At 53.6% G+C, this 16,399-nt stretch carries 11 protein-coding genes and 2 pseudogenes; 4 read left to right on the top strand and 9 right to left on the bottom strand.

Going from position 1 to position 16,399, the window contains the following annotated elements:
* Positions 1-100 precede the first annotated feature (100 nt).
* The gene (locus WNY61_RS16240) at positions 101-1,276 is read left to right on the top strand and encodes a LysR family transcriptional regulator (RefSeq protein WP_342852495.1); all 1,176 of its coding nucleotides are present in this window, start codon (positions 101-103) and stop codon (positions 1,274-1,276) included.
* 26 nt (positions 1,277-1,302) lie between these two features.
* On the opposite strand, the gene WNY61_RS16235 is transcribed toward WNY61_RS16240, so the two are convergent.
* The 6 genes from WNY61_RS16235 to WNY61_RS16210 all read right to left on the bottom strand — a co-directional run bounded on the left by WNY61_RS16235 (position 1,303) and on the right by WNY61_RS16210 (position 9,946).
* Complete coding sequence (locus WNY61_RS16235; protein ID WP_342852494.1) at positions 1,303-2,982, bottom strand: thiamine pyrophosphate-requiring protein; 1,680 nt, start codon at positions 2,980-2,982, stop codon at positions 1,303-1,305.
* Positions 2,979-3,902, bottom strand: coding sequence for a ketopantoate reductase family protein (locus tag WNY61_RS16230; RefSeq protein WP_342852493.1), 924 nt, complete (start codon positions 3,900-3,902; stop codon positions 2,979-2,981). Before WNY61_RS16230 ends, WNY61_RS16235 begins: the two co-directional genes overlap by 4 nt.
* Positions 3,899-5,383, bottom strand: a complete 1,485-nt coding sequence (locus WNY61_RS16225; protein WP_342852492.1) for an aldehyde dehydrogenase family protein — start codon at positions 5,381-5,383, stop codon at positions 3,899-3,901. The genes WNY61_RS16230 and WNY61_RS16225 overlap by 4 nt, the downstream gene beginning before the upstream one ends.
* The gene (locus WNY61_RS16220) at positions 5,380-6,948 is read right to left on the bottom strand and encodes a sulfatase-like hydrolase/transferase (RefSeq protein ID WP_342852491.1); all 1,569 of its coding nucleotides are present in this window, start codon (positions 6,946-6,948) and stop codon (positions 5,380-5,382) included. Before WNY61_RS16220 ends, WNY61_RS16225 begins: the two co-directional genes overlap by 4 nt.
* Positions 6,945-8,864, bottom strand: a complete 1,920-nt coding sequence (locus WNY61_RS16215) for a TRAP transporter fused permease subunit (RefSeq protein WP_342852490.1) — start codon at positions 8,862-8,864, stop codon at positions 6,945-6,947. Before WNY61_RS16215 ends, WNY61_RS16220 begins: the two co-directional genes overlap by 4 nt.
* A gap of 80 nt (positions 8,865-8,944) precedes the next feature.
* The gene (locus WNY61_RS16210; RefSeq protein ID WP_342852489.1) at positions 8,945-9,946 is read right to left on the bottom strand and encodes a TAXI family TRAP transporter solute-binding subunit; all 1,002 of its coding nucleotides are present in this window, start codon (positions 9,944-9,946) and stop codon (positions 8,945-8,947) included.
* A gap of 99 nt (positions 9,947-10,045) precedes the next feature.
* Here WNY61_RS16210 and WNY61_RS16205 point away from each other — a divergent pair, with 99 nt between their 5' ends.
* From WNY61_RS16205 to WNY61_RS16195, 3 genes and pseudogenes are all read left to right on the top strand, one after another.
* A complete protein-coding gene (locus WNY61_RS16205) occupies positions 10,046-10,978 on the top strand; it encodes a LysR family transcriptional regulator (RefSeq protein ID WP_342852488.1) in 933 nt (310 codons plus the stop codon).
* A 35-nt stretch (positions 10,979-11,013) separates the two neighbouring features.
* A pseudogene (locus tag WNY61_RS16200) lies at positions 11,014-11,697 on the top strand (IS6 family transposase); the annotation flags it as partial.
* A gap of 56 nt (positions 11,698-11,753) precedes the next feature.
* A pseudogene (locus tag WNY61_RS16195) lies at positions 11,754-12,170 on the top strand (DDE-type integrase/transposase/recombinase); the annotation flags it as partial.
* Between the two features lie 68 nt (positions 12,171-12,238).
* Here the strand turns inward: WNY61_RS16195 and WNY61_RS16190 are convergent.
* From WNY61_RS16190 to WNY61_RS16180, 3 genes are read right to left on the bottom strand one after another with little or no spacing between them, the layout of a single operon-like run.
* Positions 12,239-13,456 carry an amino acid aminotransferase gene (locus WNY61_RS16190; protein ID WP_342852487.1) on the bottom strand — a complete coding sequence of 406 codons (1,218 nt, stop codon included), beginning with the start codon at positions 13,454-13,456 and terminating at the stop codon, positions 12,239-12,241.
* Between the two features lie 15 nt (positions 13,457-13,471).
* Entirely contained in the window at positions 13,472-14,857 is a 1,386-nt protein-coding gene (locus tag WNY61_RS16185; protein WP_342852486.1) for an FAD-binding oxidoreductase, read from the bottom strand.
* Positions 14,858-14,881: 24 nt separating this feature from the next.
* Positions 14,882-16,399 (bottom strand): tripartite tricarboxylate transporter permease, encoded by a 1,518-nt coding sequence (locus WNY61_RS16180; protein WP_342852485.1) that lies wholly within the window; start codon positions 16,397-16,399, stop codon positions 14,882-14,884.

Below are 16,399 nucleotides of genomic sequence, written 5' to 3'. Positions count from 1 at the left end.
CTGTATGTCAGATTGAATGTTTATGGCCTGGATGGAATAGTGCCTGACAACTTGGTTATGACGATAGCAACTCTGTAATGAGTTCATGGGGAATTTCCTGATGCTTTCACTTCAGCAAATACGCATGGTATCAGCCTTGGGACTCAACGGGTCCGCCGGCGTTGCCGCGGATGCACTGGCCGTTTCGACAGCGACATTGCTTCGACATATGAAGGCGGTTGAAGCCCGCTTGGGGTTGAAACTTTTTGGTCGGTCGGGAAGCCTCGCCGTACCAACGTTTTCAGGACGACCCATTGTTGAAAGCTGCATAGCGATTTCCCAGGAAATTGCTGATGTGCAAAAGCAAATTGGGGGGCAACGCGCCGCAAGCTTGGGCAACCACCTGAGCCTGAAGCATTTGAATGTGCTATTAGCGGTAGTTGAAACACAAAATGCCACCGCAGCCGGCGTTGCCTTGGGCATTTCCCAACCGGCGATCAGCAAAACTATTTTGCAACTGGAAACCATCGCCGGGTTATCACTTTTCTTGCGCAATCAAAGCGGGCTTACACCCTCGTCAAAAGCGTTCATTTTGGCCCGAACTGCCCGCAGAATTTTGGCTGATGTTGATGCACTACCGCGGTTGGTTTCTGCTGATCCGGGGTCGTTGTCTGGCCGTTTGATTGTGGGGGTTTCTTCGTTTTCCCAACAAGTATTGGTTGCAGAGTGCTTTCAGGAAATCACGCGGCACCATCGAATGGTGGATTGTCAAAGCTGGAGCGGCAATTACCGTTTGCTATGCATGGCGCTGCGGGGAGGTGAGATTGATTGTTTCGTCGGTATGATGCGTCCGAATTCGACCCCCGATGACTTTCTCGAAACAAAGCTATGCACCGAAGAATTCAAACTTATCACAAGCAAGGAACATCCCCTCGTCCATGACAAACCAACGCTGTCTGACTTGGTCCATAGCCGCTGGATATTGCCGCCCAAAGGCACCCCACCGCGTCGGTTTATTGAACGAGAGTTCAATGCCAAAGGATTATCCCTCCCTCAAAACATTCTACGCGCAGTGCCCTTTGGCGCTGTTAATAGTACAGTCGCACGCTCGGGTGCCATAGGGATAATCAGTGCGTCTGCCAATACGGCAACTACGCTTTCTAGTGAATTACACATTTTGAATGTGGAATTCGAATCCGTGCAATGTGATGTGGCGGTCACGCTTGTACGCGACCCTGTTCGTGCCAATCCAGCACTGGATTTATTTGTGCAACTACTTGCACAAACAGTTCAGTGAAAGCATCTTGTTCGCCAGCAAACTCCTCATTTTTCGCCATCATCCATGCCGACTTTGACGTCAAGCAATACTTGCCGCCGCTCATTGCGGATCACCTTCATGGCACGTTCAAGCGCTGTCGGAAGATCTTCTGCGTTTTCAATGGTTTCTGCATAACACCCGGACGCCGCAGCAATATTGCCATAAGCAGGCGTGGGCATGAACGGCACCATCGGCACATGATTGGCTTTGGATGCGTCACCGTTGGGGTAGATATCCAGTGTTGAAATCCGCACAGCATCCCAACTCCCGTTGTTTAAAACGATTGTCAGAATAGGTAGATTCTGCGCCTGCGCCACCTGATGGCAGGCAATTGGATTGGCAAACATATAGCTGCCATCGCCAACGACACAAACCGTTAACCTATCGCGATTAGCCAGTTGATACCCCAATGCAGCGGGCAGGCCCCAACCAAGACCTCCGGCTTGCGTATTGCCAAACCATTGGTTCGAACCTTTGACATTGAACAATGGCAACGGCCCGCCACGTTCGGCAAAAACAGTCCCATCGCCCAGAATATCAGAGATACATTTGGCGATCCACGGTTTGTTGGCCAGCCCTAACCGGCCTTGCTCGACTTTTGCGGAAATGGCATCGCGAAACCTGGCATGTCGTCCGGAAATTTGCTGCTGTCGGTCAAGGTTCGACTTGCCAGGCAACGCCTTGCGAAGCGCGCGCAACCCAGCAACCGTGTTGCATTGAATGGCCTGAGTGGTCTTGAACCCCCGCACCGGAATGCGCGTGAACATCGGGTCAGGTCCCAGATGAATAACCTCCGCATCCGGCGCGGGGCTTGCCTTGCTTTCGATCCATGCAACGGCGGCATCGACAACCAAAACAACGTCTGCATCCGGTAGATGCGCCACGATATTGCCGCCGACGCTGTTTTCGAAATCAGTGGGCAGAACGTTACGTGTCACAAACACTTCGGTAACCGCGATTGAATTGTCGTGGGCGATCGCCTGTAATTCTGCGCTAACCTCACCGGCGGCATCGCCACGAGAACAAATTATCAACGGGTTCTTGGCGTCGGCTAATGCTTTTGCGGCCTGCTTGATGGCTTCGGGGTTGGGGTATGAGGCGGCTGGGGCAACCTGACAGGGCACTCCGGGCATTTCGGTTTCTTCACATAAAGGTTCGCGCGGTAACGACATATAGACGGCACCAACCGGCTCCATGCGCGCGATCGAACATCCGCGCGATACCAGATCCGCCGCGTTTTCACCGTAACGCAGTTCATAATCCCATTTGACGGCTTCGCGCACGATGCCGGTTTGATCAAACATTTCCTGGCCGTACTGAATCGGCGTGTGGCGACTGCCCATTCGCTGACTTTCGGTCAACGGATTGCGACCGGAAATCATGAATATTGGCACGTCATCAGAGTGGGCATTCAAAAGGCCCATTGCCGCATTCGCCAAACCGACATTGACGTGAACAGCGGCCGCCGCCATGTGACCAGTTGCCAAATAATAGCCATGCGCCATGGAAACGACGACATTTTCATGCGCCGCAGGCACGGCCTGCGGGATCTCGTTACTATTCACTTTGGCAAAGGCTTCAATGATGGGCGCAAAATCCGATCCCGGATTGATGAACAGATAATCCACCCCGTTTGATTTGAGCGAGCGTAACAACGCTTCGCCGGCAGAGACCATATTCGTCATCTTGCATTCTCCTGTTGAACCGATGTTTTGAGTGCGACCAAAACAGCCAGTGTTTTGTTGATTGGTGCCTCAATGCCATGAAGGTCGGCCTGTCGGGCAACTTCGCCACACAAGGCGTCTATTTCAGTAAGACGACCGGCTTCCATATCCTGAAGCATCGATGGTTTATGGGCTTGGTGATTGGCCAAAGCCCGATCCATCTGCGCATAAACCGCATCTAAATTCGCGGAAATTCCGCTTGCATTGGCGACCATAACTGTTTCTTTGGCGACATCTCGCGCCAATGCTACTCCGTCCTTGGAAGCAGATAAAAATTCGATCCGCCCCCCCTGCATCGCAGTTATCGCGTTCATTGCACAATTGAACGCCGCCTTTTGCCAAATGATCTGATCAGTCTGTTCCTGATCTTGCTTCAGGGAAAAACCGGCGCCTTGGATCGCAATATCCGCCGCCTTGACCGCACCCGCCGGTGTCAGGGCGCGAAACACCGCTTTTCCATCCGTTGGAGAAGCGACATGACCCGGCCCTAAAAAGCGACCGGGCATCATTGTGCAGCCATAGCAGGTTTGATCCGGCGGAACCATTTCGGTCACCCGCTCGGCATTTCCAAGGCCATTTTGTAAACTGAGGACCATAGTACCGGCGTCAATATGTTCGCGGACCACTCCAAGAGCCGCATGCGTATGCAGGGTTTTGGTCAACAAGATGATTGCGTCGACCTCCTCCCCGTCTTCAGGGCGACAGGCCGGAACCGAAATAATTTCGCTCGCGTCGGCAATATCCAGCTTTAGACCGTTGTTATTGACCGCATTGATATGTGTATCATTCACATCCCATAACGTCACATCCAGGCCGTTGCGGGCGATCAACCCGCCAACGACTGACCCGAGTGCACCCGCTCCGAGGACCGCGTATTTCATGCGTCACTTTCAAATATGCGCATTGTAACGGTTTGCGGCAGAGACGAAAATTCCAGGCTGTGACGCCCGCCTTGCTCGCCAATGCCCGAACTTCCCGCCCCGGTTAACGGACTAAGAAGATCGCGGATTTGCCACGAATTCACCCATGTATGACCAACACGCAGCTTTGGGGCAACACGCAGGGCGCGGCTGTGATTTTCGGTCCAGATACAAGCGCCGAGACCATATTGCGTGTCATTGGCCAGCGCGATGGCCTCCTCTTCGTCATCAAAGGGGGCGACATGTAAAACAGGCCCAAAGAGTTCCTGCTTCACAAAAGGTGCGTCTTCGGGTGATCCAATTGCAATTGATGGCTGGATGAAGGCACCATTTTCGCGCTCGTCATCAAAGGTCGGGATGCCGCCGCCCGCCACGAATTCGCCGCCATGTTCAGGAACCGTATCAAGAAGCGCCTTGACCTTGTCGCGGTGGGAATGGCTGACCAGTGGTGGAATGTTAAATCCGTCATGATCTCTCTGACCAATTACGATCCCATTGGCAATATTTGCCATCCGTTTAACATATTCGTCAAACCGCGAGCGGTGAACATAGGCGCGTTCGGTGCAAAAACAAATCTGACCACAGTTGAAAAAAGCCGACCGGGTCATGCCTTCGGCAACGGCATCCATGCGGGCATCTTCGAACACCAACGCGGCATTTTTACCGCCCAGCTCCAGCGACACGTCTCGCAAACCTTTGGCTGCAACCTTCATGATCGAAGCGCCAGTACCGCTTTCCCCTGTAAAGGTGATCGCGTCAACCTGTGGGTGAGCGGTCAAAAACGCCCCGGCGGAATCGACCCCAAACCCATGCACCAGCGAAAACGCACCGTCGGGAATATCGGAGGCGGCGATGACCTCAGCCAGAACTGTTGCAGAAGATGGCGTTTCTTCGGAAGGTTTCAAAATCGCCGCATTTCCCATCACAAGCGCGGGCGCGACCTTCATCGCGGCCATCAGCAACGGCACATTCCACGGACAGATACAGGCGATCACACCTTTGGGACGACGGTTTGTGTACCACATTCCTTTAAAGCCCAGCTCGCCTGCGAATTGGGTCGAACGGTTCTCCAAACTGATCGCGGCATCGGCATATCCTCGGAACAGCCGCGCCGCACGAGCGCCGTCAAACTTCGAGGCCTGCCAATAGCTGCGGCCTGTATCGGCCATATCTGCCTCGATCAGATCATCAACCCGCGCGATCAGATTGTCTGCAAAATCATAAATGACGGCAAGGCGCTGCTTCATTGGCAAATCACCCCACTGGTTCGCCTGTGAGCCAATCGAAACCTCGCGCCCCTTGGTAACGGCCTTATCCACCATTTCAGCGGTCGCCTCATGCACCGTGGCAACCAAATCGCCATTGAATGGACTGCGCTTCTCGAATGTTTTCGATGAAGTGACCCAGCGGCCCGCTATGTAATTTTTCAGTTCTTTGGTCATGCTAGCCTCTTTGGCCAAGGACCGCTTTCAATTGCGTCCATCATGGCTTGATTTAGGGTGAATAACATATCTGCCTTGGTCTCGGCGGCCTCGGGAATATCCCAAAGATTATGCGTTTCGTCCGGGTCATTAAGCCTGTCGTACAACTCGCCAAAATCCAACGATTTATACACTGTCATACGGTGTTCATCGGTGATGACATGTCGCATGTTTGGACGCTTCTCAAAGCCGGGGTAGACTTTGTTCTCTTCATGCTCGATCAAGACAACATCGCGCGCTGCAGGACCGCCGGAAAGCTGCTGCAAAAACGACCGCCCCTGCATCCCGTAATACGGTGTCAGACCAACCCGTTCGAGCAGCGTGGCCGCAATATCAACTGAAGCGGCAAGGCCCTCGGCCGCCTTGACCTCCGGACCTTTGGGGTCGGCCCAAATAAACGGGACCCGATTTACGCTGTCATGGGCAAACGGTCCCTTTAGCAGCAAATCAAACGCGCCCATATAATCCCCGTGATCGGCATTGAAAATAATGATCGTGTTGTCAGATTGACCATTTTCTTCCAGCGCTTTCAGGATTTCACCAATTTGATCGTCAATCATTGTGATCATGCCGGCGGTCAAGGCCATCGCCTCTTGCAACTGACGTTTTGGGGCCATAAAGGCCTGCTGCTGGTTATTGGGCACAATGCCCGCATCCATCAATCGCTTCCATTCCACTAGCTGGTCTGGCGGGTTTTTATGGGCCTCAAACGGCAGATCCACGGCGAAATCATCCGGATCATACATATCCCAATATTTACCTGGCGGTGTGAAGGGATGATGCGGGTCCGGGAAGGAGACGAATGCAAAAAACGGTTTTTCCGATTTTGCTCTTTCCCGCAAATAACTCTGCGCCTCGGCCCCGATATATGAGGTCGGATATAGCTCTTCAGGAATACGGGTACGAATAGCCTGCGGGTTTGTATATTCATGGGGCAACTGATTTTTGCGGTCTCTATAGGCTTCCCAATCATTGGTCTGACGACGCAGCCATTGCAGATAATGCCCGCCGCACTCATCCGAATGGTTGGTGACCATGCGCACATGATCAAACCCGTAATATGGTTGTGGAAACTCGTGATATTCGCTGGTTTCATAATTCGACGGGTGTTCGTTTGCGTAATCCGCACCATCGGGTTTCTTCGCCTCAGGCAGCGCCTCGTTTGCGACGTGTTCTTCGTCGCTGCGAATAACAGGTACATTGCCAAACGGTTGTAGATGGCTTTTGCCAATCGTCGCTGTGTGATATCCCGCCGCACGCAATACATCGACAAAGGTGTTGGCATTTTTTGGCAGCGGCAAACCATTATGCCGCAACCCATTCACCGAAGGATACCGGCCCGTAAAAACCGCGCCGCGATTAGGCATACAGACCGGCGTTGTAACGTAAAACTGGGTAAACCGTGTTCCGCACGCAGCTATACTATCGATATTTGGCGTTTTCACCACTGGGTGCCCTGCACAACCCAGCCAGTCAGCCCGATGTTGATCCGTCATAATATAAAGAATATTTGGCCGATCACTCATACTATTCTCTCCTGGCTAGGTAGCAGTTTGCGATGAGCGAAGATCAAAATCACGCAAGCCAACACCGCTGATCCACTGATCGCGAGGTTCGGGTGGATCAACAACAGACCAGCTACGGCCCTCGCAAGCACTTCCCATATTTTCATAGGTGATTTGTCAAACCGTACCGCGACCGAGGACAGCATATAAATGAGCAATGCCAGGCGCAGGGTCATGTACGCAAACGCTCCAATTGAGAAATTTACGCCAGCCTCAGCCACAATGAGCATTTCAGGGTTGAAGGCAAAAAAGAACGGGATTGCGAATATTACGATACCAATCCGCGTAGCCGCGACAGCGGTGCCTATTGCACTACCGCCCGAAATGGACGCTGCCGCAAACGCTGCCATCGCAACCGGTGGCGTAATGGCCGATGCCACACCAAAGTAGAATACAAATAAATGTGCGGCAAGATCTGTAAGGCCAAATGCGGTTAGCGATGGGCCCAAAATGATAACAATGGTGAGATAGGCCGGAAGCGTTGGCATCCCCATTCCAAGGACAAGAGACGCGAGCGCGGCAAACAAAAGCGCCACCAGCAAATTTTCCCCTGCGTGAACGCTGATTACTTTGGCAAACTCCAAAGGCAGGCCCGTTGCGCCCAGAACCGCGATAATAATCCCGATGGTTCCTATCGCCATAAGCAACTTTGCGAATGTCACGCCACCTCGAGAAAAGCTCTCCAGAACGGTAAGGGGGCGTTTGCGCATCTCGGGATTAAGAAAGCTGAGCAGCAGCAGAAGCGTCAGCGCCAGCATCGCCGAACCGGCCGCAGAGAACCCCATGACAAGGCAGGCCACAACAGTGCAGATTGGAGCCACAACCAAGATCAGGTTCACCCAATCCTGCGGCAGGATCGCACTCATTTCAGTCTCGGGTGTTTCACCCATATTCAACGAACGCGCCTCAAAAACAACGGTGGTAAATAATGAAGCGTAATAAGCCATCGCCGGGATGATAGCGGCAATGATGATAACCAAATAATCGACGCCGATGAAATCGGACATCACGAGCGCGGCCGCGCCCATAATCGGAGGCATGATTTGGCCGCCCGTTGATGCCGTGGCTTCGACCCCGCCTGCGAAGGCTGGTGAAAAGCCGCGTCTTTTGATCATCGGGATGGAAATCACCCCGGTTCCAACAACGTTCGAAACCGCCGACCCGGAAATTGTTCCAAACAGAGAAGACGCCAGGATGGCGGTATGCGCCGGCCCGCCGCGAAAACGGCGCATCGCGTGGAAACTCAACTTGATCATCGAGTTCCCTCCGCCGGTGCCTTCAAGAACGGCACCCATAATGATAAAAGGAAACACAGTATTGATGAGGATGGCCAAGATATTGCCCATTACGCCATCGCCGGTATTATACCAAAGCTCCGCTGGTGTATCTTGAACGAAATCCATCCCCGCATGCCCAAAAAGGCCCGGAGCATTTTGGCCGTAGAAGAAATACAGCATGGTCACCGACCCGACAATCGCGAGCGGGGCACCCCAAATGCGCCAGCAGTAGTAGAGAACTACTATGCATGCGAGCACAGTGATCCATGCATGGGAGGCTTCAAAAAAGAATAGGCCAACTTCTTGGATTTCGGTTACTGCAACATTGTAATCCCAAAGGGTATAAAGCCCAACACCAAGCAGCAGAAAGTGGAAGGCGGTGATCCCAATATCCGTTGATTTCGTCGTAATATTCGAAATGGTTAGTGTTGACACTAACATCCCCACGCCAAGAGCAAGTGGATGCAGGATTACGGCGGGGATAACACTCATGGATGGCAAGAAACTAAGATTTGGAACAGCGTTGAGAAAGCCCAACAGCGCGAAAAAGAAACCGATAATAAGGATACTTGTTCTCTGCAAACCTTTATCCGCACTCATGGCTTTCCCCTTACTTTAAAGACAAGCTCTTAGGCAGCTAGTTCAACTCCAGCTTGCCTAGAAGCTTTAGTTTTGAGAAATCAGCGAAGCTCGGCCGGGATTTCCAGACCCTGCTCTTCGTAGTATCTGATCGCTCCAGGATGCAGCCTTGCATTTAATGAAACAGTGGCGTTTTCAAGCGTTAGTGGCTTTAACCCCTGATTGACCGAATGTGCATTGTCGATATTGTCGAACATCGCTTTGGTCAAATCGTAAGCGGTTTGTTCTGCCATATCGACATTCACACCAACAAACATAACAAATGCCGATGCCATAACGTCTTCGTCATTGTTGATCTGGTTTTGATAGGTGCCGGCTGGCAGCACATCTGCTGCACGGCCTGGAACTGCCAAATATTTGACCCAAGCCTCGGTTTCCAAGCTTTCAGCCGGCACACTCAACAAGCGGAATTTTTTCGCAGAGCCAAATTGGTCAATCGCAGCCGAACCTATTGTACCCGACCGCATGAAGACGTCGAATTTACCATCTTCAAAGGCTTGGTTTGCAGCCGACCAAGCGAGTTTGATCGCCTCATAATCCTCACCAGGCTTCATGCCGGTGATAGCTTCGATCATACCTGTGGTTTGCGACGAAAAAGTGCCCGCAGGTGGGCCGACAAAAACGCGTTGCCCACGCAAATCTTCCCAGGTTTCAACACCACTATCGGCATAAGTCATCGCGTGAACATGGCCGCCCAGGAACGAGAACAAAACACGCACATTTCCCGAAGCTTCTATCGCTTGTTCTTTGAGGTTTTGATAGGGGCCACTGCCTGTAATCATCTTGTCATAAGCCCCGGCAGGCATTACGGCGAGGTCGATCGAACCGGTGGCTACTTTCAGGGCGGCTCGCGTCAGCGTCTGATCGATATTGACGCGAACGTTATGATCAGCGGCCGCGTATTTTGAAAGCAACTGCGGCACCAGGGCGCTCAAACCTGCGGCGGATCCGCCTTCAGCTTTGATCGTTTCCGCCAAAGCAGGCCCTGATCCAGTCGTAATGGCCAACAGCGCGGCAGCCAGCGTCATGCGGAACGGTTTCATTCTTTCCCCCCAATATTTTCAGATTCTCTGCAGCGTAACCCACCTTTTGGCATAAATAAAATATTGATAAGTGCATCTTCCATCATAATAATGATACCCATGGACCCCAAACACCTATTCTATCTCTCCGAGATCATTCGCTACGGTTCACTTAGCAGGGCGTCTGAGCATTTGGGCGTCGTTCAGCCGACCTTGACACGAATTGTAAAAGCACTTGAGGATCAGGTCGGCAGCCCACTGCTTGTGCGTGGCCGCTACGGCGTTAGCCCTACCGATATCGGTGACCAGTTGGCGACAACCGGAATGGAAATTGCCAAACAGATTGCCACCGCGTCGGACGCAATCAGCACGTGGAATGCGGGTCTTGGTAGAGAATTGCGGGTGGGGGTTGGCCCGATGCTGGCCGTGAGCATCGCATCGAAGTTTCTCGATGAATACCTCCGTCGAAAACGGCCTTTCGCTTTGGCAATCACAACTGCTACGGCGGGCAAATTAGTGGATCAATTGAATAATGGAGAAATCGATATAGCAATCGCACCATCGCGATTAAACATGCACCAAGAAAAGCTCGTTCAAGAAGTTATTCTGGATGATCACATGGCTGTTTATGCCGGTGCCAAATCAAAGCTTCGAGGCCTAAATAGAGTCATCACGCCCAGCGAGCTTGCTAATGAAGAATGGGCAATCGTTGGGGCGCGATCCAATATCTACGAGGATCAGAATGGCACGTTTGAAATGCTGAGGATACCCCATACCTTGCCTCGAATCAGCTTTTCAGGTGACATTACGATGTGTCTAAGCTTGCTCGAAACATCATTTGTGCTTGTCTGTCTGCCAAAAAGGTTGACCGAATTTACTGGTCGCATTGCCGCGTCACAGCGATTGCAAGTTGATGCAGTGCTACCTCCCAGAAATGTTGCCTTTTGGGCGACCAAGGAGAATTGGCACAAACCTCAAGTCATCCATTTCAGGAACTCGCTTTTAAAGTGGCTGACCTCTGTTAACGATACTGTACGTCATCATGTCATTTGAGGGGGCTGTTGCGTTAATCGCCGTTCAAGCATCACCGCTTTTCACGTGAGATCATCCTGTGTGCCGTGCGCTGGTATCTGCGATATCCACTGTCTTACCAGGATTTTGTCGATCTTCTGGAAGAGCGCGGCATAATAGTCGACCGATCAACCGTGTATCGCTGGGTCCAGAAGTTTCGCCCCGAGCTGACCAAGCGAACGCAAAAGCATCTACGACGGGTCAGCGTCGACTGGCATGTCGATGAGACCTACATCCGTGTCGGCGGCAAGTGGCGCTATCTGTGGAGGGCTGTCGATGCAAACGGTCAGATGATTGACTTCCGCCTGACCGCCCGGCGAGATGCCAAGGCAGCCAGGGCCTTCCTTAACAAAGCGATTGAGCGTGTAAGGCTCCATCGCCTGGTAACTATCGTCACCGATTAAGCCCCGACCTATCGATGTGTCATCCGCGAGATCAATCGGCGGTATGACCCACATTTCGACAGCATCCGGCATATCGACAAGAAGTGGCGCAAAAACCTCATCAAGAGCGATCACGCGGCTATGAAACGGATCCTTGGATACCGTCAGAGCTTTCGATCCTTGCGATCCGCCAAGGCGACCTTAAGCGGGCTCAAGACAATACGAACGATCAAACGCGGTCACGTCCATCACAGACAACCAAGAGTTACGGGCGAGATCGCGTTCATCGAGGGACTATTCGACCCCGCCCCTGCATAGCCTTGGCTTCAATGTCGGCATCCTTGCGGCCGTAGTCAATTAACGCATCAGTCCCGTATCGCGCGGTTGATCGCGAGGGGCAAACCCTTGATTTCATGCTATCAGAGCGCCGTGATACCGCTGCTGCTTGCAGGTTCTTCAAGCGCACCGTTGGCACCAACGGTGTCCCGGACCGTATTGCCATCGATAAGAGCGGTGCCAATTTGGCTGGCCGGCAAAGTCTAAATGTCATCCTCAAATTCACCGGTGTCGGTCGGATCATCGGTATCGTTCAATCCAAATATCTCAACAACATCGTTGAGCAGGACCACCGTTTCATTAAGCGGATCACCCGACCAATGCTCGGGTTCAAAGCGTCCCACTAGGCTGCGGCAACGCTAGCCGGGATCGAAGCGGCGCATATGATCCGCAAGGGTCAGCTTGCTCAAAAAGGCAGTCCGGCATTCAAGCAGTTTGCTGATCTAGCAGCATAGGTGCGTCCAGCGAAGGCCGTTCTTCAACCAAATGGAAACTTTGCGACAGAACCGGATTACGGCCGTTTCTAGCTGTCGGCGGAACGGGCCGCAGTAATGGCCGCGGCCATGCCATCGGCGACGACATCCAGATTTGCGCGGCACAGTCCTGCGATATTGATGCGCCCGTCGCCCGCGATGTAGATTGCTGCGTCCTCTTTGAGGCGTTTGACCACTTCGGGCGAGAACCCCGTGTAGGAAAACATGCCACGCTGTGTGGTGAGAAACCCAGTGCCCAATGTCACCTGCCGCTCGCGCAGTTTCCTCTGCAAAGCGTGGCGCATTTCGGTGATGCGGGCGCGGATTTCGGAGAGCTCTGCCTGCCAATCCTCGCGCAACGCTGGGTCGGACAGAATGGTCGTCACAATCCGCGCGCCGTGGCTCGGCGGCATCGAGTAGTTGGATCGGATCACCGTTTCGATCCCGACCTTAGCTTGTTCCAACTGTTCAGGGCTTTGAGCGATGACGCTGATGGCCCCTGTCCGTTCTCGGTAGATGCCGAAATTTTTGGAGAACGAGTTGGCGATCAGCATCTCGGGCACTGTGTCTGCTATATGGCGCATGCCGCTTGCATCGACGTCCATGCTCTCGGCCAGCCCTTGGTACGCGCAATCCACCAAAGGCAACAGACCGCGTTCTTTGACAAATGCGGTGACAGTTTGCCATTGCTCGAACGACAGATCAACACCTGTCGGATTATGACAGCAGGCGTGCAGCAGCACGACGTCGCCGGGTTTGGTGTTGACTTGCAGATGGTGCATCATCCCTGCGAAATCCAGCCCTTTGTCGGATGCTCGGAAATAGGGGTAAGGCTCAACGGTCAGTCCGGCATCTTTGGCGACGGGGATGTGATTGGCCCAGGTCGGTGTGCTGACCCAGATGCGCTTGCCCTGCTCCATCGTATTGAGAAAATCGCAGGCCACCTTGAGCGCACCGGACCCTCCGGGGGTTTGCATGCTTTGCATGCGCTTCTCGACGATCGGTTTTGCGGCAGCCCCCAGCAAAATCTCCGGCACGAGGGCGCAGAAATCTGTATCTCCTGAAATGCCCACATAGTTCTTTGTGTTTTCACCATCGATCAGCCGCTGCTCGGCTGCCTTAACAGAGCGCATAATCGGTACATGTCCGTCTTCGTCCTTGTAAACGCCGACCACCAGATCAACCTTGTGGTCGCGCTGATCAGCGCGAAAGGTTTGCATCAACGACAATAGGTTATCGACGCCGCGTGTCTGTATGGTTTCAAACATGGTCATTCCTTTGGTTCAGTGGGTCAGTAATTTTCCGGGGTTCATGATGCTTTGGGGGTCCAAGCCTGATTTGATCGTTTCCATCATGGCGTATTCCACAGCGCTTTTTTGTTTGCGCATGCGATCTACAAAGATCGCGCCCACGCCATGTTCCGCAACGATAGAGCCGCCCATGCCCCAAATCAGGGCGTCGATCTGGTCGTAAATTTGGCGCACGATATTGGGATCGGTCTGATCAGGCGGATAGGCGCTATAGTGGATGTTTCCATCCCCCACATGCCCCACCGCATAGCAGAACGTGGCGGGGTCTATGGCTTTGATAACGCCTTCAGCCTGCATCAGAAACGTGACAATCTGGTCGGTTGGCACGGACACATCCCATTTCAGCTGTTGCCCCTTGAAGTACTGGTGCGGGATCATTTGCTCGCGGATTTCCCAAAGGTTCTGTTCCTGCGCGACCGAGCTGGACAGCACCGCGTCTGACAGGATGTCTTGCTCAAATCCGCGCTCAAACACCTGCATCAGCGGGTCTTCCACGCTGTCGTGGCCCGCAAAGCGGACCAGCAGATACCAGTCAGCCTTTGTCTCTAGTGGCCTTTGCAGATCGGGGTAGCGTTCAAGTGCTTTTTCGACACCCAGACTGGGGAGCAGTTCAAAGGCGATCAGACGCTCTCCACCAATCGCGCGAGCCATGTCAAAGAAGTCCGACAGACGCGACATATCGGACAGAACCGCCATCATAGATTGTGTGACGGGCTGTCTAGGGTGCAGCTTGAACACCAGTTTCGTGATGATCCCCAGCGTGCCTTCTGATCCGATGAACAGATGCTTTAGATCATAGCCTGAATTGTCTTTGATCAAGCTGCGCATGCCATTCCAGATCGTGCCATTAGGCAGTACAACTTCCATGCCCAGAACCTGCTCTCGGGTGGTGCCGTACCGTAGCACATTCAAACCACCGCCATTTGTCGCGACAGCGCCGCCAACGCTGGCCGTTCCGCGCGCGCCCCAATCGGGGGCAAAGACGCGATCTTGAGCCAAGGCAGCCTCCTGAAGCGTTTGCATCAGCGTACCGGCCTCAACAGTGGCGGTGTTGGCCCGTGGATTGATGTCGATGACTTGTTGCATGCGTGAAAGCGACAGGATGATGGCTTGCTGACCGGCCAGTGGCACAGCCATGCGGCATACATTTGTGTTGCCGCCTTGTGGAACAATCGCGACTTCGTGGGCGGCGCATAGTTTGACAAGGGCCGCAACGATTTCGGTCGCGTGCGGGCGCGCCACCAAGATACATGGCCCACCAGAGCCCAGAATGTCGGTCGTAAAATGCGCAGCCTCGGACGGCTCAATCCAGCCACCATCGCCCAGACATGCTTTGGCCGCGACAATGAAATCTGTCATCATAACCTTCACTTCTTTGCAGCTTTAATCTTCGACAGACGTCGCCTCGTACGTAGCTTGTGGTCTGCTCAGAAACCAGATGACCGAGACCACAGCGAGGGCAATCAAAGCCAGCGCGATGGGATAGTTGACGATCTGCGTCCAGTCACCGTTCATCAGCGCAAGGCTTTGGGAAAGCGAGATTTCAAAGCGCGAGCCGAGAAAGAAGGCGATGATGAAGATCACGACCGAATATCCGAAGCTGGTCATCAAATAGCCGATTGCCGCGAAGATCAGCATCACGGACACGCCAAACAGACCACCCGTTGCCATCGAAACACCGACGATACACAGCAATAGCGCGGAGGCGAAGATGATGGATTCAGGGGCCGAGACGACCTTGACCCAAAGCTGCAGACCCATTTGCCCGACCCATAGGTTAATGAAGTTGGCCATCAGCATCGCGCCGAACAAACCGTAGATGAGCCGACCCTGGTCCTGAAACAGCAGTGGCCCCGGCTGAATACCATGGATCATGAACGCGCTGATGATCAACGCCGCGCCGACGCTGCCCGGAATGCCCAAGGTCAATAGCGGAATGAGGTTGGCCCCCACAACTGCGGAGTTCGCTGATTCAGCGGCGGCGATCCCGTGCAGGTTGCCTTTGCCGAATGTCTCGGGCTCTTTCGAGGCGCTTTTGGCTGTCGCGTAGGACATGAACGCGGCAGCCGTTGATCCGATACCGGGCAGGGCACCCAAGATCGTGCCAATCACAGCGCCGCGCAACATCGTGAACCGACATGCCCAATATTCGGCAAACGTGACGCGTCGGTCATCGGGGTTGCCCGTGTCCTTAACTATAATCGCCGGCTTCATCTCGCCTCTGATCTGGGACAGGCGACGAATGATTTCGGATATAGCAAGCATCCCGATCGCGACCGATGCAAGGGGCAGGCCGTCATAAAGCTCCCAATAACCGAAAAGCAGCCGTGGCGCGTTGAATTCGGGGTCAGAGCCGACCATTGCACAGAGCAGTCCGAAAGCTGCCGCAATGATACCCTTTGTCAGGGAATTGCCGATCAGGCCTGCCAGAATTGCAAAGGCAAGGATCATCAAAGCGAACACTTCAACAGGGCCCATGCGCAGCGCTAGGATTGCCAGTGGTGCAGATACGGTTATCAGGACGATATCGCTGAACGTGTCGCCGGTGACCGAAGAAAACAGCGCCATCTTGGTGGCCTTCAGCGGCTTGCCCGCTTTGGCAAGGGGATAGCCATCGAGGGCTGTCGCGGCAGCGTCGGGCGTGCCGGGCGTATTCATCAAAACGGCAGGAACGGCACCGCCGACCAGACCGCCTTTGTTGACCCCCACAAGGAAGGCTATGGCGGGCAGCGGATCCAGTCCGAACGTAAAGGGAATGGCAATAGCCATCGCCATAACCGGACCAATACCGGGCACGGCACCGACGAACTGGCCGACGACGACGCCGAACAGAACAAACGAAAGATTCCAAATTGTGAACGCATCGCCAAATCCGGCAAGTATGGTAGCAAAATCAACCAT

The sequence above is a fragment of the Sulfitobacter sp. AS92 genome (assembly GCF_038900015.1).
In the GTDB taxonomy this organism is placed as follows: domain Bacteria; phylum Pseudomonadota; class Alphaproteobacteria; order Rhodobacterales; family Rhodobacteraceae; genus Sulfitobacter.
The sequence above is the reverse complement of the archived record's forward strand: the minus strand, read 5'-3'. Positions and strand labels throughout refer to the sequence as shown.

Bases quoted from the DNA above. Each gene is read 5' to 3' on its own strand.
- WNY61_RS16185 (WP_342852486.1), bottom strand. From the start codon at position 14,857: ATGACAGATTTCATTGTCGCGGCCAAAGCATGTCTGGGCGATGGTGGC.
- WNY61_RS16180 (WP_342852485.1), bottom strand. From the start codon at position 16,399: ATGGTTGATTTTGCTACCATACTTGCCGGATTTGGCGATGCGTTCACA.
- WNY61_RS16215 (WP_342852490.1), bottom strand. From the start codon at position 8,864: ATGAGTGCGGATAAAGGTTTGCAGAGAACAAGTATCCTTATTATCGGT.
- WNY61_RS16220 (WP_342852491.1), bottom strand. From the start codon at position 6,948: ATGAGTGATCGGCCAAATATTCTTTATATTATGACGGATCAACATCGG.
- WNY61_RS16225 (WP_342852492.1), bottom strand. From the start codon at position 5,383: ATGACCAAAGAACTGAAAAATTACATAGCGGGCCGCTGGGTCACTTCA.
- WNY61_RS16210 (WP_342852489.1), bottom strand. From the start codon at position 9,946: ATGAAACCGTTCCGCATGACGCTGGCTGCCGCGCTGTTGGCCATTACG.
- WNY61_RS16205 (WP_342852488.1), top strand. From the start codon at position 10,046: ATGGACCCCAAACACCTATTCTATCTCTCCGAGATCATTCGCTACGGT.
- WNY61_RS16240 (WP_342852495.1), top strand. From the start codon at position 101: ATGCTTTCACTTCAGCAAATACGCATGGTATCAGCCTTGGGACTCAAC.
- WNY61_RS16190 (WP_342852487.1), bottom strand. From the start codon at position 13,456: ATGTTTGAAACCATACAGACACGCGGCGTCGATAACCTATTGTCGTTG.
- WNY61_RS16235 (WP_342852494.1), bottom strand. From the start codon at position 2,982: ATGACGAATATGGTCTCTGCCGGCGAAGCGTTGTTACGCTCGCTCAAA.
- WNY61_RS16230 (WP_342852493.1), bottom strand. From the start codon at position 3,902: ATGAAATACGCGGTCCTCGGAGCGGGTGCACTCGGGTCAGTCGTTGGC.